The organism is bacterium (assembly GCA_035559435.1).
In the GTDB taxonomy this organism is placed as follows: domain Bacteria; phylum Zixibacteria; class MSB-5A5; order WJJR01; family WJJR01; genus JACQFV01.
Genome location: DATMBC010000043.1, coordinates 36,338 through 54,291, shown reverse-complemented (window position 1 = coordinate 54,291; position 17,954 = coordinate 36,338). Strand labels below are relative to the sequence as shown.

The following is a 17,954-nucleotide window of genomic DNA, read 5'->3' as shown; positions in this document are numbered from 1 at the left end:
CGACCGGGTGAGGGCATTCCCCCGCCCCACCTAATCCCGCACATGACCGACGGTCTCAGGGACTAAAACGGCGCATCATCCGGGGGCGCTCCCGCGGCGGAGACGGTCGGCGGCGGCACGCCAACGGTGCGGGTGTCGGCCCGGTTCTCGAAGCGGGTGAACTCTTTGAGGAAGGTCAAAAGCACGGTCCCGGTGGGACCATTGCGCTGCTTGCCGACAATGATTTCGGCGGTGTTTTCCAGCGACTGCCCCTTCTCCTCGGTGATGCCGTAGCGCTCGGGACGATAGACAAACATGACGACGTCGGCGTCCTGCTCGATGGCGCCCGATTCGCGCAGGTCCGCCAGTTGCGGGCGACGATCGCCGCCGCGCTGTTCGACCTGACGGGACAGCTGGGAGAGCGCGAGGACCGGGACCTTGAGTTCCTTGGCCAGAGCCTTCAATGACCTCGAGATCAAAGAGATTTCCTGCTGTCTGTTTTCAAGACTTCTCGGACCATGCATCATTTGAAGGTAGTCAATCACAACAAGAGAAATGTCATGTTGCGCTTTCAGCCTGCGTGCTTTGGCCCTGAGCTCCAGAATGCCTAACGCTGCGGAATCGTCTACGAATATCTTCGTTTCATAGAGCATTCCCGCCGAGACGTTCAGTCGAGCATATTCTTCATTGCGTAGACGGCCAGTCCTCAGGTTATGCGCGCTTACTCGCGCATGTGATGAGAGCAGTCGCTCGGCGAGTTGCTCCTTGGACATTTCGAGGGAGAAGACAGCGCATCCTTTACCCGTTGAAAGCGCGATGTTCTCAACGATGTTCAATGCGAAGGCAGTCTTACCCATTGAGGGTCGACCCGCAAGAACGACCAAGTCTGTCGAATGGAGGCCACCTGTCAGAGCATCGAGATCTTTGAATCCCGTTGAAAGTCCAGTGATGCCTCCGCCTTGTGTGCGATAGCGCTCAATCTGCTCGAAAGTGTGTGGTAACACCTCTCCGATCCTTGAGAAGTCTTGGTGCAGCCTTCTCCCAGCGATCTCGAAGATGACCTTTTCCGTTTCGTCAAGTAGATTCCCGATATCACCGAACGCACCAAAGCACTTTTGTTCAATCTCAGATGCAGCGGCTAACAATTGCCTTAGGAGTGACTTCTCAAGGACGATTTGGGCATGAGTCTTCGCATTTGCCGAAGTGAAGACAGAATCTGCGATGTCTACAAGGTAGGTTCTGCCTCCAGCGCTGACTAATTCAGAAGTTCGTTCCAGCTCGGATGCCACAGTTGCGATGTCAATAGGTTCATTCTTCTGAAACAATTCCTGCATTGCCAGAAAGATCTTCCTGTGTGCCGGTTTGTAGAAGTCCTCTACGCGCAGAAGCTCGATTACCTCGACACTCGCGGCCGAATCTCGCATCATGGCCCCAAGTACCGCCATCTCCACCTCAGGAGCCGAAGGTGGAACTCGACGAAGTACTTCCTCTATTGAGATCGACTCAGGGTTAATGCCCATGGCGTGGTATCACTCCAGTCATTGCCTCAAAAGCACTCAATCTGACTTATCAAAGGCTGCGAGGACTTACGTAGGAGCCTGAAGCTACCATGAATCCGCTCCCAAGAAACTCAATCAGCCTTCCACCCTCACTTTCTGTCAATAGGGATGAGTAAATGTGGGAAACTTGTCAATCATATGTTGAGAAGTCCGAATCTGACCCCAGCGGTACCAGGGGGTCCACTCCCATGTCGAAAAAGCTTACTCAGCAGCGGAAGGCCACGGATGATGCGCGGGAACAGGGATTGCTTCGACCAACCGATCCGTCGGCGGCGGCGCGCCCTCCCGATACTTCATGGAATACGTGAATGGGAGGGCGAAGCTCCTGCTGAGCCGCCGTGGATTGTAGGCCCCTCGCGCGGCGATGCGCAAATCCATACAAGTGAAAGCAACGGACTTGGGTGCTACGTGGTGGTACGTCGGCGGCGGCTCGCCGGGAGGCTCGCCCTCCCGATACTTCATGGAATGCGTGAATGGGAGGGCGAGGCTTCCGCCGAGCCTGTTCTTTTTCCGATGGAGACGCGGGTCTCGGACCTGCCCCATGATCCGACTTCGTGATCCCGGCCCCAACGTTGTCATCGCCCCGTGACGATGACAGGATTGTTTCTGGCGCGCTAAAGCCGCACCAGCCGGCCTTCCTGGGTCAGCGATTTGTTGGCGGCTTCGAGGACGGCGACCACCCGACGGCCGGCGTGGGCGTCGGTCAAGGGGGCCCGTTTCTCGCGGATCGAATCGGCGAATTCGCGCGCCACCAAAAGCAGCGCCTCGGTGTCGTCGATTTTGGGAGCGTGCATGTCGCCGGTGCGGTACTGGACCAGCGTGCGATGGACTTTCTCGACGTCGGTAGCGACATCGACGCCCTTGTCGTAAATCTTGACCTTCTCCGACGGCTCGGTGTCATCGTAGACGATCATCCGGCGCGAGCCGCCGATGAGGGTGGTGCGGACCTTGACCGGCGCCAGCCAGTTGACATGAAAGTGGGCGATGGCGCCGTGATTGAACATCACGGTCATGTAGGCGATGTTCTCGACATGGGTGCCCAGATGGGCGCGTCCGAGCGCGGAGACCGCCTCGGCGCCCGGCCCCATGACCGCGTCCATGATCGACAGATCATGCGGGGCAAGGTCCCAGAGCACATTGACATCATGTTGGAACAGTCCGAGGTTGACGCGCACCGAGTCAAAGTAGAGGACCTCGCCGATCTCGCCTCCGGCGACCAGCGCGACGATCTTGCGGACCGCGCCGGTGTAGAGGAAGGTGTGGTCGACCATCAGAGTCAGCCCTTTTTTCTCGGCCAGTTCGATCAACCGGTCGCACTCGGCGACCGAGGCGCACATCGGCTTTTCCAGCAGGACATGCCTGCCCGCCTCCAGCGCGGCCTTGGCCAGCGGGAAATGGGTATGGACCGGGGTGGCGATCACCACCGCATCGGTTTGGTCCCAGCGGATCAGCTCCTCGGCCGACGCGAAGACCTTGACCGTCGGAAAGCGCGGCGCAATGAAAGCGCGGCGTTCGGGCTTAGCATCGGCCACCCCGGTCACCGCCGCATCGGGAACGAGCGCAAAGTTGCGGATGAGATTGGGACCCCAGTAGCCGGCGCCGATGACGCCTACGCGCAGTTTGTCGGATGCTGTGATGGCACACCTCCCATTGGACGTCAAAAATACAGCGAGCGCTCGTCGGCAAGCAACAACTGCAGGATCATGCGGTACTGACCGGGCTGGCGTCCCCACCGCTCCGAGAGATCGTCGAAGTCGCTCTGACCGTTCTCAATGCGGACGCTGACCGTGGAGTCGGAGCTGATTGTCAATTTCTGCCAGATGCGCGGATCGGCGCCCTCGTAGTAGCGCTCAATCGACGAGTAGGTCAGGCCCGGCAAGTCCCAGTGATCCGGGTTCTCCTGCGGCAGGTCGCCATAGACGATCAAGGCGCCGCGCGGGGCGCCCTCGGATTCCATCCCCAGACGCACCTCGACCTGCCCGTCGGCGAGGATCGAATCCAGAAGCGGGCCTTCGAAGAGATTGCGCGACCAGCCGCGAATGGTGGCGGGCACGTCACCGTTGTAGCGCATGAAATTGCGGTAGTGCGGCTTGCCGTAGAAGGAATCATCGCTGATGATCAGACTCTCGGGAAAAGCGGAACGGACATGGTCGACGTGGGTGACGACCTTAAAGTCGCTGCCCGGCGTGATGTTGGCGTCAATCAGGACATAGGCGCGTTTGACCGAACCCAGATGGAGATCAGCGGGCAGGATGATTCGCCGGCTGATCTCCGTTTGCGGGTCCTCAATGGATGCCGCCCACTCGGCATGCCCTTCACGCGTGGTGGCCCAGCCGAGGAACACCAGCGCCACGCCGCCGCCAACGACGACCGTGTAGGCCCAGCGTTCCCACCCCCGGTGTCCGCAGAGGACAATCGCGGCGCCGACCGTGGCGATGATGACCAGTAAACCGACTATCCAGTACAGCCACGCGGCCGTGGCCGCGGAGACGCCGGGAACCATCAGCCAGAAGGATGGCCGGACCATCGCCAACACCAGCAACGCCAGAAGGACCAGGCCGCCGACGATGCCGAGACGCCGGAGGGCGCCTGGCATCTCCTGCCGCACAAGCCAGAATGCGCCGGTCACCGCCGCGCCGATGACAAAGGGCATCGCCGGCAAATTGTAGCGCGAGACCACATGCATCATCGTGTGCAATCCGGCAAAGTAGACGATCACCGCCAGCGCAAGCCAGACCGGCGGCCCGGCGCGACGGGTCCACAGCCACATTCCCAGCGCGGCCAGCAAGACAATCAACCGATGCAGCCACTGCGTGGCGGCCGGACCAAACGGAAAGCCGATGCGATAGTCGTCGCAGGCGCGCCACCAGAGACGGCGGAATTTCTGCAGATAGAGACGGGCATATTCCATCGGCCGGTTGCTCAATTCGCGCCAGACCGGATAGGTCCAGAAGTCGACCGGGGCCATGTCGGTGTTGTATCCCTCGGTCTCGAGGATATTCGCCTGCCGGAAGTTGGCCGTGCCATAGGAAGGGTCGCGCACGGCGAATCGTCCGTAGCGATGGTTGACCAGAAAGAGCCAGGGCAGCATCACGATCAACCATGACCCCAGAAGGCAGACGACGCTGGTCCGGGGACGGAGCGCCCTGCCGCGGTTGGCCCAGAGCCAGGCGGCGAGCACCGGGGCAATCAACAGGGCGGTCGAGGCCTTCCCCATCGCCAGAATCGAACAGACCGCGCCGGCGGCAATCAGCCATTTGCGCGACTGCAAGTCATAGGCGCGCAGAAGCAGCCAGACCAGGAGCACGACCAGAAAGATGGAGAAGGTCTCAGTCAGCAGTTCGGCGGTCTTGACGATCGCCGGACCATACACCACCCACGCGCCGGCGGCGATCGCGCCGCCGAGGGGCGAGATCAGACGTGCCATCACCAAACCGATGAGCGCGGCGGTCAACGCATCGAGGATCGCCTGCGCGATGCGCACGACCCAGAAATCATGCGCGGGGGTCAAATGAAAGATGGCGGTGAGAAACGCCGGATAGGCCGGGCCGCTGAAAAACAGCCAGTCGAGCGCCTGCCCGAAGGTCGGCGGGTCATACGGGGCCCAGATGACGGTCTCGTCATCGATCAGATCATTCATCACGCGGCTGAAGGAAATGTTCTCGCGCGCGGTGGTGTCGTTCCAGAGAGACGGATTCCACACCGCGATCGGAGCGGCCGCGGCAACGGCGACATACTGCCGGGCGTCGAATTGCACCGGCGGCTGGTCGACCGCCGCGAAGTAGATCAGGCGGACCAGGAGCGCCGCGGCAAAGACGGCCAGCGAGGGGCGCTTGGTAAGCCGGTTCCACATGGCGGGTCAGGGATGGGTGGATTGGGCCGGCGGCGCGGGTTCCTCGCCCCCGCCGACACGCGACAACGTCAGATGCTCACTGCGCAGATGGTAGAGACCCAGAAGCGTGATCGGGATGTACTGGGCGGCATGGAGAACAATCGCCACCGCCAACGCCTGGCCGTCGTTGAGTCCATAGATCCGCAGCGAGACCTGCACCCCCCAATGGAAGACCCCGACGTATCCGGGGCTGGAGGGCACGGAGATCATCAGCGAGACCACCACCAGCACCACAAACGATGCCTCCACCGGCAGATGGTCGAACCCGAGAGCCAGCAGGACGAAGTAATTCGAGATGCCCAGAATAAACCAGATGACCAGCGAGGAAGCGGCCACACCGATCGTCGTGGGAACATTGTGGTGCATGCGCAGGCCGCGGGCGAACTTCTCGGTGATCTCGCCGGCGAGGTTTTGTATCCGCGGCGAGAACCGACGGCTGACCTTGCGAATCCAGCGGACCGCCGCCTCGTTTTTGACCTGCAGGATGATCAGGATGGCCAGCAACGCGACGTTGATGGCCAAAAAGATCCAGCCCACATAGCGGACCCGTCCCACCTCGGTCAGTTCGCTGATACGGGAGAAGGCAAAGACCAGCCAGAGGAACAATAGCAGCGTGAAGGAATCGTAGATGCGCTCGACGATGATGGTCGCCAGCGTGGCCGAGCGCGACAGATTGGCCTTGATCCCCAGCGAAACCGCGCGGGCGATCTCCCCCAGCCGCGCGGGGAGCACGTTGTTGACCATGAAACCGATCATGGTGGAGGAATACACCCGCGAGAACGAGACATCGCCGACCGGCTTGAGGATCAACTGCCAGCGCCAGGCGCGCACCCACATCACGCCGACGACGAGGATGATGTTGGGGATGAGCCACTCCCACTTGCAGCCGCTCACCACCGCCCAGAGTTCGGAATAGTCGACCTTGCGCAGCGCCAGGTAGATAAAGACGATGCTGATGATCGTGCCGATGATGGCTTTGCGTTTCATGCGCTACCGCTCACGTCCGATGGCGGGGTCGCCGCCGGCCACCTGACGGAGAATCGCCTCGGTCTGTTCGGCGGCCTGATCCCAGCTGAACCGTTGCGCCCATTCCAGCGCCCCGCGTTCGAGGCGGGCCCGCAGGTCGGCGTCGGTCAACAGGCGCCGGATGCGCTCGGTCAGCGCCCCGATGTCGCCATAAGGATACAAGAGTCCGGTTTGGTCATCACGCGCCGAATCACGCAGCCCGGGGACATCGGCGCAGATGACCGGCGTGCCGCAGGCGTTGGCCTCGATATTGGTCAGCCCCCACCCCTCCTTAACCGACGGGCAAACCACCGCCCAGCAGCGGCGGACCAGGTCGATTTTCCTGTTGGCTTCGGCGAACCCATGGAAGGTGACCCGGCCGGCGATTCCCAACCGTTCGGCGATGGCCTTCAAACGCGGCTCATCGCCGCCGGAGCCGATGATGTGCGCCGCCAGATTCGGGATCTCCGTTTGCAGACGGGCGATGGCCTGCAGCAGATGGTCGATCGACTTGTAGCGTTTCACCCGTCCGAGAAAGCAGAGGGTGGGATTGGGCGCCTTGGGCACCGTCGGATCAGGCGTGTACTGGGCCAGATCGATGCCGTTGTGGACGACCCGGATCAACTCGCGGCTCATCCCCTTGGACACCAGGTCATCGCGCGTGCTCTCCGAGACCGCCATGACCGGCAGCCCGCGGTAGTAGCGCGGCACCAGCGATTCGGCCAGGTAGACATAGGCCCCCGCGATCGGGTTGACTTCGCGGAAGATCGCTTTGCCGAAGAGGTGATGGACGACCGTCAGGATCGGCTTCTCCACGAAGCGCGCCGAATAGAACGGGATCTTGTTGATGTCATCGACGACGACATCGAACGTCTCGCGCCGCATCAGCTCGCGGGTCCAGTCCGGCACCCCCCAATTGAAGAGGAGCCGTCCGCCGCGACGGATGATCCGCATGTGATCGTACTCCTCCTCTGACGGCGCCCGGTCGAAGCCGCAACAGAGCAGAGTGACCTGATGGCCGCGCGCGCCGAGGCGGGAGAAGATCTCATGGAGATGGACCTCCGCCCCACCCGCATACGGGTGTTTGCGGTCCTGCCAGTTGAGGATGAGGATGCGCATGGTGGCTGGTCGCTGGCCAGACCCGCCGGTCGGCACGGCGGTCGCGGTCCGACGGGACGGGAAAGTTAACGGCCCGGGGCAATTGGCCCAAGGAGAGTTTGGCGGCGCTATGGGGGCGTCGGTGCCGGAGCCGCCGACTGCAGCCGCGCCAGCACGCGCACCGAGTCGAGCAACACCCGGGTCTGCTGGTCGCCGGGGTTGGCGAGAGACCAACGCTCCATCAAGGCCAACAGCGAATCGAAGCGGCGCTCGCCGTAGTAGGCCTGAACCAGCGTGCGGTAGGCCGGCTCATACGCGGTGTTGCGCGCCAACACGTCGCGCAGGATGGCATCTCCCCGCTCGGCGCGTCCAAGACGGCGCAGCGAGTAGCCGATGGCGGTGGCCGCCCGCTCCCACTCGGCGGTCACCCGCTGCGACAGCGGATAGAGGGCTTCCAGGCTGTCGGGTTGCCGGGTGTCGGTGTAGAGCTGGGCCAGATAGACGTACGGTTCGCACAGCCCCGGCAGTAGTTCCAACGCGCGCTTCATCTGACGGATGGCGCCTTCGAAATCGCCGGCGCGGCGGAGAGTGTCGCCCAGGTAATAGAAGCCGGCAAGGTAACTGCCCGTCATCCGCTCGCCGTTTTCGTCCTTGTACACCGTGGGGTCATTGACGCCGCGGTACTGGTAGACCTGCCAGACCAGGCTGTCGAGCCGCGCGACATCGATTCGTCCGGTGCCGGTGTCGGCGACCAATCGGTACGACATGCCGGTGAGCACCAGGTAGGGTTCGAGCGACTGCTCGCGGAAGCGGCGGTTGCCTTCGGTGACCGTCACCGCGAAGTTGACCGGGATGCGGTTCTTGTTCGCCATCAGGATGGCGTCGATCATTTGGTCCTGCACGCGGCGGATGCTGCCGTCGTTGCGATAGTAGTGCACCATCCGCGCGAGCTTGTCATCGGGCAGATCCATCGGCACCTTGCGCAGATCGCGCAGCTGGCGGATGTACCAGTGCGTGTTGAGCAGACTCAGGTTGATGATCTGGACATCACGACGGACCCCATAGACTTCCTGCAGGCACCAGACCGGGAAGGTGTCATTGTCGCCGTTGGTGAAGAACATCGCCCCCGGGTCGGCCGAGGCCAGCAGGTTGTAGGCGTAGTCGTAGGCGAGAAAGTTGCGCGACCGGTCGTTGACGTGGTAGTTCGCCTGCAGGGTGCGCAGCGGCAGACACGCGATCACCAGCGCGCCGGCCAGCGGCCAGATGACGGACCCGCCGCCCAGCCAGCGGATCAGCGCCCCTCCGCCCATGCCGATGGCGAGCCCGAAGAGGATGAACGCCGGCGTGAAGAAATAGTCACGATCGCGAACCTCGAGGTAGGCATCCTGGGTCGCCGCGTTGTAGCGGGTGCCGTCGGCGAAATTCATGTACCAGACCAGCCCCACCGATGTGATCAGCAAGAGCAGCAGGAGGACGATCCCCAGCGCGCGCCGTGAGCGGAACAACTGGTAGACCCCCAGCATGCCGAGCCCGAACAACGGCAGAAAGGCAAGGTCATTGTAACCGTACTGGCGGTCAAAAAAGCCCCAGAAGCCCATGCGGGGATGCTGTCCCAGTTGGTTGGCCAGTTCACCGCGACGGATCAGCGCGCGCTCGAACATCGTCTCGGTGCCGTACTGCTTGCGCTCAAGAAAGCCGCGGAAGGCATCCCAATCCTTCGGTTCGTTCTCGTTTATCGAGGGATTCTGCTGGGCGCGGATCGGGATGTACGCCTGCGTCGAATAGCCGACCAGCGCGGCCACAATCAGGAAGAATGACAACCGCCAGGCCGTGCCGACCATGACCCACGGGATGATTGCCAGCCCCCAGGCCAGAACCGACAGGAAGACCGGCCAGGGTTCGCCGGTGCGCAGCGCCCAGAGTCCGCCGAGGCCCCACAGGACGACGGTGAGGATCGTTGGCGCCAGTCCCCAACGCCTATAAGCGCTGACCACGCCGGTGATCGCCAGAAGTCCGGTCATGGACCAGAGGAAGAGCGAGACATTGACGGTGACCAGGAACATCACGACGCCGGAAAGCCAGAAGCGCCAGTCACGGCGCAACTGCGGCGAGAGCCACACGACCAAAAGGAAAATCGGCGGCATGACCAGGAAGACGGTCATGTGGACGCCAATGGAGAGAAAGGCGACGAGCGCAATGGCGATGAGAAACCGCTCGCTGCCCGGCTCGTCGCGTTTTTGCGCCCAGATCAGCGCCAGCCAGATCAGCGCCATCATCAGGAACATCGAGAGACCATAGACTTCGGCCTCCACCGAGTTGCTCCAGTTGGTCGAGGAAAACGCAAACAACAGCGCGCCGCACAGCGACCCGGCGTAGACCGACAACCGCTCGGTCGGGCCCAGCCTGGGATCGGGGTAGCGGTCGGAGTACCACCAGGTGATCAGCCGCGCGGTGACGAAGAATCCCAGCGTGGCGGCCGCGGCGCTGGAAAACGACGAGAGCAGATTGACCCGGTGGCCGATGTCGCCGGCAATCGGCAGCATCGCGAAGATGCGTCCCAGCAGGATGTAAAGCGGCGCGCCGGGAGGATGGGGAATGCCGAGAATGTGGGAGCAGGCAATGAATTCGCCGCAGTCCCAGAAGGAGACCGTGCGCGAGACGGTCGCCAGGTAGACCACCGTGGTCAGCAGGAAAACCAAACCGCCCAGAGCGCTGAGGATCGGATCGACAAAGTAGCGGCGCATCGTCGGTCAGGGTTTGTCGGACGGTGCCTGGTCCATCGCTTTATACACCGCGTCGAGGATCCCGTTGATGAAGGTGCCCGACTCGGCGGCGCCGAACTCGCGGGCCAGATCGACGGCCTCATCGATGACCACTTTGGCGGGAGTTTCGGGGAAAAACCAGAGTTCGGCGATTCCCATGCGGAGGATGTTCTTTTCGACCAGGCCGATGCGGGCAAAATCCCAGTTCAGGGCGCGGTCGCGGATAACGCGGTCGATCGTCTCCGCCTCGCTGATGGCGCGCAGGAAGAGCCGCTTGGCGTAGGCCAGCGTGTCGGCGTCATAGGTGACCCGCCCGGCCTGGGCGCGGAAGATCGCCTCGGCCGCCTCGCCGGTGGAGAAATGGGCGTAAAGACATCCAAGGACCAACTCTCTCCCCTGACGGCGTCGGCTCATGGCGTCAAATCCGAAAACGGCCCCGCAGGCGGGGCCGTTGGGAAGGCAAGGTACGGCGAGGGAAGTGGGATTGCAACAGAGCTCGGCTTACAGTTTCCGCCGCAGATCCGCCATTTCGATGGCCGATAGCGCCGCGTCGGCGCCCTTGTTGCCCGACTTGGTGCCGGCGCGTTCGATCGCCTGTTCGAGCGTGTCGGTGGTGATGACGCCATAGATGACCGGCGTGTCGCCCGCCAGCCCGATCTGCGCCACCCCTTTGGTAACCTCGGCCGCGATGAAGTCGAAATGGGGCGTGTCGCCGCGGATGACCGCGCCGAGCGCGATCACCGCGTCGTACTTGCCCGATTTCGCCAGCCGCTGCACCGTCGGCGGAATCTCGAACGATCCGGGCACACGCACCACCGTGATGTCGGCATCGGATGCGCCATGCCGGACCAACGTGTCGATGCACCCCGTCAGCAGTTGATCGGTGATGAAGTGGTTGAAGCGGGAGACCGTCACGGCGAACTTCCGTCCGGCGGCGTTGAGATGACCTTCGATATAGGTGGGCATGTGGCCTCCAATGTGCCTTGCGATGATCGCGCCGGATCCTACCAGCGGTCCGGGATGATCCACGGGGCGCCGTTGACTTCCCCGGCGCCGGACTCCTCCGCCACCGACAATAGATGGCCCAGGCGGTCGCGTTTGGTTTCGAGGTAGCGGCGGTTGCTGTGCGACGCGGGAATCTCAATCGGGACCCGTTCGACAATCTTCAGTCCGTATCCCTCCAGCCCGACAACCTTGCGCGGATTGTTGGTCAACAGGCGGATGGTCGAAAGTCCCAGGTCGCGCAGAATCTGAGCGCCGAGGCCGTAATCGCGCAAGTCGGCCGGGAATCCCAATTTCAGATTGGCGTCGACCGTGTCCAGTCCATTTTCCTGCAGATGGTAGGCGTGAATTTTGTTGGCCAGCCCGATGCCGCGTCCCTCCTGCCGCATGTAGAGGAAAACGCCCGCGCCGGCGCGGTCGATCATGCGCAACGCCTCATCACGCTGCTGCCCGCAATCGCAGCGCTCGGAGCCGAAGACATCGCCGGTCAGGCATTGCGAGTGCACCCGGACGAGGACATCCGCGCGCCCGGCCACGTCGCCGCGCACCAGCGCGACATGATGGTCGCCGTCGACCAGCGATTCGTACAGATGCAGTCGGAAGTTGCCGTGCTGCGACGGCATGTCGACTTCCTCAATTTTCTTCACCAGCCGCTCGTTGCGGCGGCGGTGGGCGATCAGGGCGGTGATCGAGACCAGCGGCATGCCGTGACGGTCGGCGATCTGGCGCAGGCGCGGCAGACGCGCCATCGAGCCGTCATCGTCCATCACCTCACAGACCACGCCCGCGGGGCGCAGCCCGGCCAGACGCGCCAGATCGACCGCGGCCTCGGTGTGGCCGGCGCGCACCAACACGCCGCCGTCGACCGCCGCCAACGGGAAGACATGGCCCGGACGCGCCAGGTGCTCGGGACGCGTCCCCGGATCGACCAGCGCGCGGATGGTCAACGCGCGGTCGGCCGCCGAAATGCCGGTGGTGGTCCCGTCGATCAGGTCGACCGATTCGGTGAAGGCGGTCTGCATCTTGGCGTTCGAATGACGCACCATCGGGTGCAGATCAAGGGCGGCCAGCTGCGTCTTCTCCAGCGCGACGCACACCAGACCGCGCGCGTGGGTCACCAGAAAGTTGATCTTCTCCGGGGTGGCATGCTCGGCGGCGAGAATGAAATCGCCCTCATTCTCGCGGTGCTCGTCATCGACCACGATGATGATCTCGCCACGGCCGATGGCCGCGATCGCCGATTCGATCGGATCGAGACGGACCGGCTCCGGCGGATGTGGCGTGGCGGTCTTCACGGTCAGACTTCCCTGCATTGCGACATTCCTTTCATGCGCGGCGTTGCTCGGCCACGGCGCGCTATTTCCAACCCGCGCGGACAAGCGCCTGCTCGTCGAGGCGGGATGATTCCGGATCGGGGACCACGGCCTTCACCAGCATGTCGAACTCGAGATTGACCCGGTCGCCGCGGCGCAGGTCGGCGAGCGTGGTGCGCGCGACGGTCTCCGGGATGAAGGAGACGGTCAACAGGCCGGGTGATTTGTCCATGACGGTCAGACTGACACCCTCGATGGCGATCGAGCCCTTGCGCAACACCCAGCGGTCGAAGCGGGGCGCGAAGCGGACATCGACCCAGTGCCCCGCCGGGGACACGCGGATGTCGGTCACCGCTCCGGTCGTGTCGATGTGGCCGGTCACAAAGTGGCCACCCAGACGGTCGGTCGGTCGCAGCGCGAGTTCAAGATTGACCCGCCGTCCCACGGTCCAGTCGCCGTAGTTGGTGGCCTTCAGCGTTTCCTGAATGGAGGTACCGGTGAACAGTTCGCCGGACACGGTCTCCACCGTCTGACAGGCGCCGGCGATGTTGACCGAATCGCCGGGCTTGATCTCGGCGGCGGTGCGGGGAGCGTGGATGGTCCAGCGCATCCCGCCGGCGGAGGGAGACAGGGCGCGGACGAAGCCGATATCGGAAACCAGGCCGGTGAACATGGTCGCTTAACGAGACTATCGCTCCTCGGCGCGCTGCGGCGCGCTGGTTTCTTCCTCGACGATGACCCCGGCCGGCCCGGCATTCGTCGCCGATTCGACATCCGGTTCAGGCGCAACGAGCGGCGGCTCGCTGGATTCGGGGCCATAATCCGGATAGCCGGTAATCAGCAAATCGCGTCCCAGCCAGCGCACATCCGAATCGATCAGCCTCACCGCCGCATCCAGCGACGGCGCCTTCCACTTGCCGGTCGATCCGATGCCGCCGGCGCCGAGCAGACGCGTGGAGACGATCAGATGCGCTTTGTCGGCCAACTGTTCGCGGATGAAGGAGCCGAACACTTCGGCGCCGCCCTCCACCAGGATGCTGGTGATGCCGTTGCTGGCGGCCTTCTTCAGCATCTGGTGCAGATCGACCTGATGGCGATCGTCATGGTCGAGGTACCAGTCGAAGCAATCGGGGTGCGGCGAGGTGTCGGGGCGTTTGCCCATCGACAACCCGACGCGCACCGTCTTTTTGTCGGCGTTCTCCCTGAACACCCGGGCGCCGAGCGGGATCCGTCCCCAGGAGTCGAGGATCAGCCGCAACGGATCGCGTCCGGGCACCTCGCGCACCGTCAGCGCCGGATCATCCAGCGCCACGGTGTTGCGTCCGACCAGGACCGCATCGTAGCGGGCGCGCAGCGAGTGAACAAACTGCCGCGCCTCGGGACCGGTGACCATCTCCCGACGTCCGCCGAGCGTGGCGATCTTGCCGTCGAGCGTCTGCGCGATCTTGAGCGTGATCAACGGCAGGCCGGTCACCGAGAACTTGATGTGCGCCTCATTCTGACGCATCGCCGCGCGCCGCAACACGCCGACACGCACCCCCACCCCTTGCGCGCGCAGATGGCGGATGCCGCTGCCGTTGACCTGCGGGTTGGGGTCTTCCATCGCGCAGACCACGGTGGCGATGCCGGCATCGAGGATGGCTTTGACGCAGGGCGGAGTCTTGCCGAAATGCGAGCAGGGCTCGAGGTTGACATAGAGCGTGGCGCCCTGGGCGCGTTCCCCGGCCTGTTCGAGCGCGATCACTTCCGCGTGTGGGCCGCCCGCCCGTTGGTGCCAGCCGCGGCCGACCTCGAGGCCATTTTTCACCACAATGGCGCCGACCATCGGATTGGGGCTGGTGCGGCCGGCGCCATGCTCCGCCAGCGCAATGACCTCGGCCATCCACTGACGATCCAGTGCCTGTTGATCTATCGTCACGGTCGAATCCTCAAAAACGAAAACCGCGTTTCAATCCCGAAGACCCGGTGCGGGCGGACGGGGCTGAAACGCGGGATGGCCTGACTTAGAGCGTTCGTTACTCAAAACGCCATAAGGCATTGCATCGCAACGTATTACGCCAACTAATCTGGCGCTTGCCTTCTCCCATCCGGACTGTGTCCCGATCGTTTGCAGATCGGAAGAACCGTCGGCGCCGGAATCTCACCGGCTCAGCCGCCCCAGAATGGGTAATGCGCGGGACGGGTCGCGGGCTATACCGCCGGTCGAGGAATTTCACCTCGCCCCGAAGGCCCTCTGTCGGGAGTATGTACGTGGCAAATCGTGAGTTGGTCAAGGGGTGTTGGGGAGGAATTGACAGGGTGAGCGTGCGGAAACCAAGGGGCTGAACACCCTCTGTCGCGCGGATTGATCATGAGAGCGCTCCGGCCGAGGGCGAGGCTCCTGCCGAGCCGGCTCTTTTCCGGTCGCGACCGAGGGCAGACTCTCCGCCGCGGCGGATCGTCCTCCCGATTCATCGACAGCCGGGATGGGTCTCGGCCCTGCCCACAATTGCAGGAGAAAGCCCGGAGGGGCGACACTTTCTTCACACGAAAAAAGATTCCAAGTTCGGCGCCGGCGGCTACACCGCCTCCGCCGGCCTTGGAATGACGGGGGGTGGGCATGTCGTATCGGCGGCCGTGGAATGACAGGGGTTGGGCATGTCGTATCCGCACCTGGCAAGTCCCTGTTCCATCGACCGTCGGGGCAGGTTTGAGACCGGCGCGGATCGTCTCACCTTTTACGACAGATCAAATCACGGCGTGCAGCGGCTGCATGGGGCGTAGCCATCGTAGAACGCCGAATCCTTGGAGTAGTAAACCACCTCCAGATCGGGATCGACGTTGTCCATGCTCTTGCATTCGGGGCGGTGGAAGCGGTAGAACAGAAACGAGGCGCGATAGTACTCGGCGGTCTCGGTCTGCGGATTCTTCCAATGGCCGCGATGGGCCTCCATCGCTTCATGCTGCGCCAGCAACAGTTCGCGCGAATGGCGCAGGTTGCCTTCGAAAAAGTAGCACCAGGCCCATCCGGCGCGGACAATCTCGCGATTGACCAACTGGTCCCCCGTCCAGAGGAAGGCGAGGGTGCGTCCATAGCGGTCGGTCTGATCACGGTCATACTCCAAACGCACCCGCTTGCGCAGAACCAGCCTTCGGGTCAAAGCCGAGGCGGAATCGTAGTCGGTGTCGCCGCGCTCGGGGGTGTCGATGCCGACCAGACGGATGGTGCGCCCGTCCTCCAGTTCGACCGTGTCGCCGTCGATGACGCCGACCACGGTCACCCCCTCCTCCGCCGGCGGCTGGCTCTTTTTGCCACAGGCGGAGAGCGCCACCCCCAGAAGCAGGATGAGCAACGCGCCAAAGCTGATGTTCCCTCGCATAAGCCGTCGGACGAATGCGCCGATAATCGTTAAGGATGGCGCATGTCCGTGATCATACGGGTACGCAACCGGCGTGGCCGCCGCAATCACATACTGAGGCAGGGCGGACACGGTCGACGGCATTCACCCGTAACCTCAAAGGGGTATTCTTCTTCCTGGTGGCCCTGATCCTGGTCAGCCAGGTCTCCCCCCTGCTGCTCATCGTGCGCCTGGTCGACAGCGAGATCCAACGTGCCGACACGCGGCTGCAGGAAGCGGCCGCGACGCTGGCGGAGGCCTGGCTGCGCACCAATACGCCCGACTACTCCGATCTGGATGTGTCGCCTCTGGTCGACGGTCATGCCCTGCAGCATTTGCGTTTGGCCGCCTTTCTCCCTGACACGTCGGGCGGCAACTGGTACTACCTGGCCACCTCGATGCACAGCCGTCGCCGTCCCGGCTGGGACTCGGTGTCGCACATCCCGCCGGTGCCGGAGGAGGCGCGTCAGCGCCACGGCGTGCGCGCGCTGGTGGTGACCGAGATTTGGGATGGCCATCCGGTGCGCGCGGAATTGGTCACCGCCACGCCGGCGGTGGCGGGGTTGTGGCGGCAGTTTCGTCTGGAGCTGTGGCTGCGCGGCATCCTGCTGACCTCGTTTGTGCTGTTCACGATCCTGTTTTACCGCCTGGTGCTCCTCCCCTTCCATGACATGCGACGGCGCTCGGCGGCGTTGGTCGAAAGCGGCGTCATTCCGCCCGGCCCCGACGGGAGCGATCAGGACCCTGAGTATGTGATGGCCACCTTCGATCATCTGGTGCACAAGCTCTCGCGCCAGGCCGGTCAGATGGAGCTGCGGGCATTGGACTCCGAGCGGCGCGCCCGCGATGTCGAGCGCTTCAACGAATACATCCTCACGTCGATGACCACCGGCATGATCATCCTCGATCAACAGGGCGAAATCCTGCGCTTCAACCGCGCCGCCGAACTGATCCTGCGCATGCCGGCGGCGGCGATGATCGGACGGCATTACACCCAGTCGGGGCTGGCGGACAATCTGCTGGAGATGTTCGCGGCCGGGCTGGAGCGCGGCGAAGTCTTCTCGCGGCACGAACTGCGTGTCGACCGCGAGGGGGCCGAGCCGATCTACCTGGGGATCAACACTTCGTGCATCAAAAGCGACACCGACGAGACCGTCGGCTTAAGCATCCTGCTCACCGATCTGACCGCGATCAAGAAACTGCAGGATGAAGTAGCGGAAAATCAGCGCCTGGCCGACCTCGGCGAACTGGCGGCCGGGCTGGCGCATCAGCTGCGCAATTCGATGGCGGCGATCCTGGGTTATGGACGTCTCCTGCGTCAATCAGTGCCGGAGGAGGGGCAGTTGGGCGACTGGGCCGAAGGGCTGTTGAACGAGACCGCCGAGACTTCGGACATGATCAGCCGCTTCCTCGACTTCGCCCGTCCGCTGCATGCCGAGAAGCACACTGTTCACTTGGGCGAACTGCTCGATTCGGCCGCGGGAGCGGTGCGCGCGCAGGCGGATGCGGCGGGGGTGCAGATCGAGACGCTGTCGCGGCCCGAACAGGCCCCGTGTGTGAGCGGCGATGAACTGCTGCTCAAGCAGGTGTTCGTCAATCTTCTGCAGAATGCGATCGAGGCCTCGCGTCCGGGAAGTCGGATTTCGATCGCGATCGCTCATCAGACCGCCAACGGCGGGCGTTGGGTGGTCAGCGTGGCCGATCAGGGGTCCGGCATCGCGCCGGCCGAGCAGGGACGCATCTTCCATCCGTTCTACACCACCAAGGACGCCGGCACCGGCCTGGGGCTGGCGCTGGCGCGCAAGATCGTCGTCTCGCATGGCGGCAGTCTCATCCTGCAATCCTCGACACCGCAGGGCTCGACCTTCCTGGTGGTTCTCCCCGCATGCCCGACCCCGATCCCCGCGCCGGGTGTGGGCGCGCTGGCCTGATCCGCCGCGCGCGGACGGCGCATTCGCCGCGTTGAC

13 protein-coding genes and 1 riboswitch are annotated in these 17,954 nt (G+C 63.5%); of the genes, 1 reads left to right on the top strand and 12 read right to left on the bottom strand.

What is annotated here, in order from left to right:
• Window positions 1–62: 62 nt before the first annotated feature.
• The 12 genes from dnaB to VNN55_04835 form a co-directional block, all read right to left on the bottom strand.
• A complete protein-coding gene (gene dnaB, locus VNN55_04890; GenBank protein HWO56885.1) occupies window positions 63–1,499 on the bottom strand; it encodes a replicative DNA helicase in 1,437 nt (478 codons plus the stop codon).
• A 653-nt stretch (window positions 1,500–2,152) separates the two neighbouring features.
• Window positions 2,153–3,199, bottom strand: coding sequence for a Gfo/Idh/MocA family oxidoreductase (locus tag VNN55_04885; GenBank protein HWO56884.1), 1,047 nt, complete (start codon window positions 3,197–3,199; stop codon window positions 2,153–2,155).
• Window positions 3,196–5,391, bottom strand: a complete 2,196-nt coding sequence (locus VNN55_04880) for a glycosyltransferase family 39 protein (protein HWO56883.1) — start codon at window positions 5,389–5,391, stop codon at window positions 3,196–3,198. The genes VNN55_04885 and VNN55_04880 overlap by 4 nt, the downstream gene beginning before the upstream one ends.
• A 6-nt stretch (window positions 5,392–5,397) precedes the next feature.
• Window positions 5,398–6,417 carry a lysylphosphatidylglycerol synthase transmembrane domain-containing protein gene (locus VNN55_04875; GenBank protein ID HWO56882.1) on the bottom strand — a complete coding sequence of 340 codons (1,020 nt, stop codon included), beginning with the start codon at window positions 6,415–6,417 and terminating at the stop codon, window positions 5,398–5,400.
• A 3-nt stretch (window positions 6,418–6,420) separates the two neighbouring features.
• Entirely contained in the window at window positions 6,421–7,554 is a 1,134-nt protein-coding gene (locus VNN55_04870; protein ID HWO56881.1) for a glycosyltransferase family 4 protein, read from the bottom strand.
• A gap of 107 nt (window positions 7,555–7,661) precedes the next feature.
• Window positions 7,662–10,277, bottom strand: coding sequence for a DUF2723 domain-containing protein (locus tag VNN55_04865; GenBank protein ID HWO56880.1), 2,616 nt, complete (start codon window positions 10,275–10,277; stop codon window positions 7,662–7,664).
• 6 nt (window positions 10,278–10,283) lie between these two features.
• Window positions 10,284–10,709 (bottom strand): transcription antitermination factor NusB, encoded by a 426-nt coding sequence (gene nusB / locus VNN55_04860; GenBank protein ID HWO56879.1) that lies wholly within the window; start codon window positions 10,707–10,709, stop codon window positions 10,284–10,286.
• Window positions 10,710–10,796: 87 nt separating this feature from the next.
• On the bottom strand, window positions 10,797–11,261 hold the full coding sequence (gene ribE, locus VNN55_04855) for a 6,7-dimethyl-8-ribityllumazine synthase (GenBank protein HWO56878.1): 465 nt from the start codon (window positions 11,259–11,261) through the stop codon (window positions 10,797–10,799).
• A 38-nt stretch (window positions 11,262–11,299) separates the two neighbouring features.
• Window positions 11,300–12,592 (bottom strand): bifunctional 3,4-dihydroxy-2-butanone-4-phosphate synthase/GTP cyclohydrolase II, encoded by a 1,293-nt coding sequence (locus VNN55_04850; GenBank protein HWO56877.1) that lies wholly within the window; start codon window positions 12,590–12,592, stop codon window positions 11,300–11,302.
• Between the two features lie 61 nt (window positions 12,593–12,653).
• Window positions 12,654–13,283 (bottom strand): riboflavin synthase, encoded by a 630-nt coding sequence (locus VNN55_04845; protein HWO56876.1) that lies wholly within the window; start codon window positions 13,281–13,283, stop codon window positions 12,654–12,656.
• Between the two features lie 15 nt (window positions 13,284–13,298).
• On the bottom strand, window positions 13,299–14,528 hold the full coding sequence (gene ribD, locus VNN55_04840) for a bifunctional diaminohydroxyphosphoribosylaminopyrimidine deaminase/5-amino-6-(5-phosphoribosylamino)uracil reductase RibD (protein ID HWO56875.1): 1,230 nt from the start codon (window positions 14,526–14,528) through the stop codon (window positions 13,299–13,301).
• A 153-nt stretch (window positions 14,529–14,681) separates the two neighbouring features.
• A riboswitch (FMN riboswitch) is annotated at window positions 14,682–14,844 on the bottom strand.
• A gap of 498 nt (window positions 14,845–15,342) precedes the next feature.
• Entirely contained in the window at window positions 15,343–15,969 is a 627-nt protein-coding gene (locus VNN55_04835; GenBank protein HWO56874.1) for a thermonuclease family protein, read from the bottom strand.
• Between the two features lie 158 nt (window positions 15,970–16,127).
• Here VNN55_04835 and VNN55_04830 point away from each other — a divergent pair, with 158 nt between their 5' ends.
• Complete coding sequence (locus VNN55_04830) at window positions 16,128–17,918, top strand: ATP-binding protein (GenBank protein ID HWO56873.1); 1,791 nt, start codon at window positions 16,128–16,130, stop codon at window positions 17,916–17,918.
• Window positions 17,919–17,954: the final 36 nt, after the last annotated feature.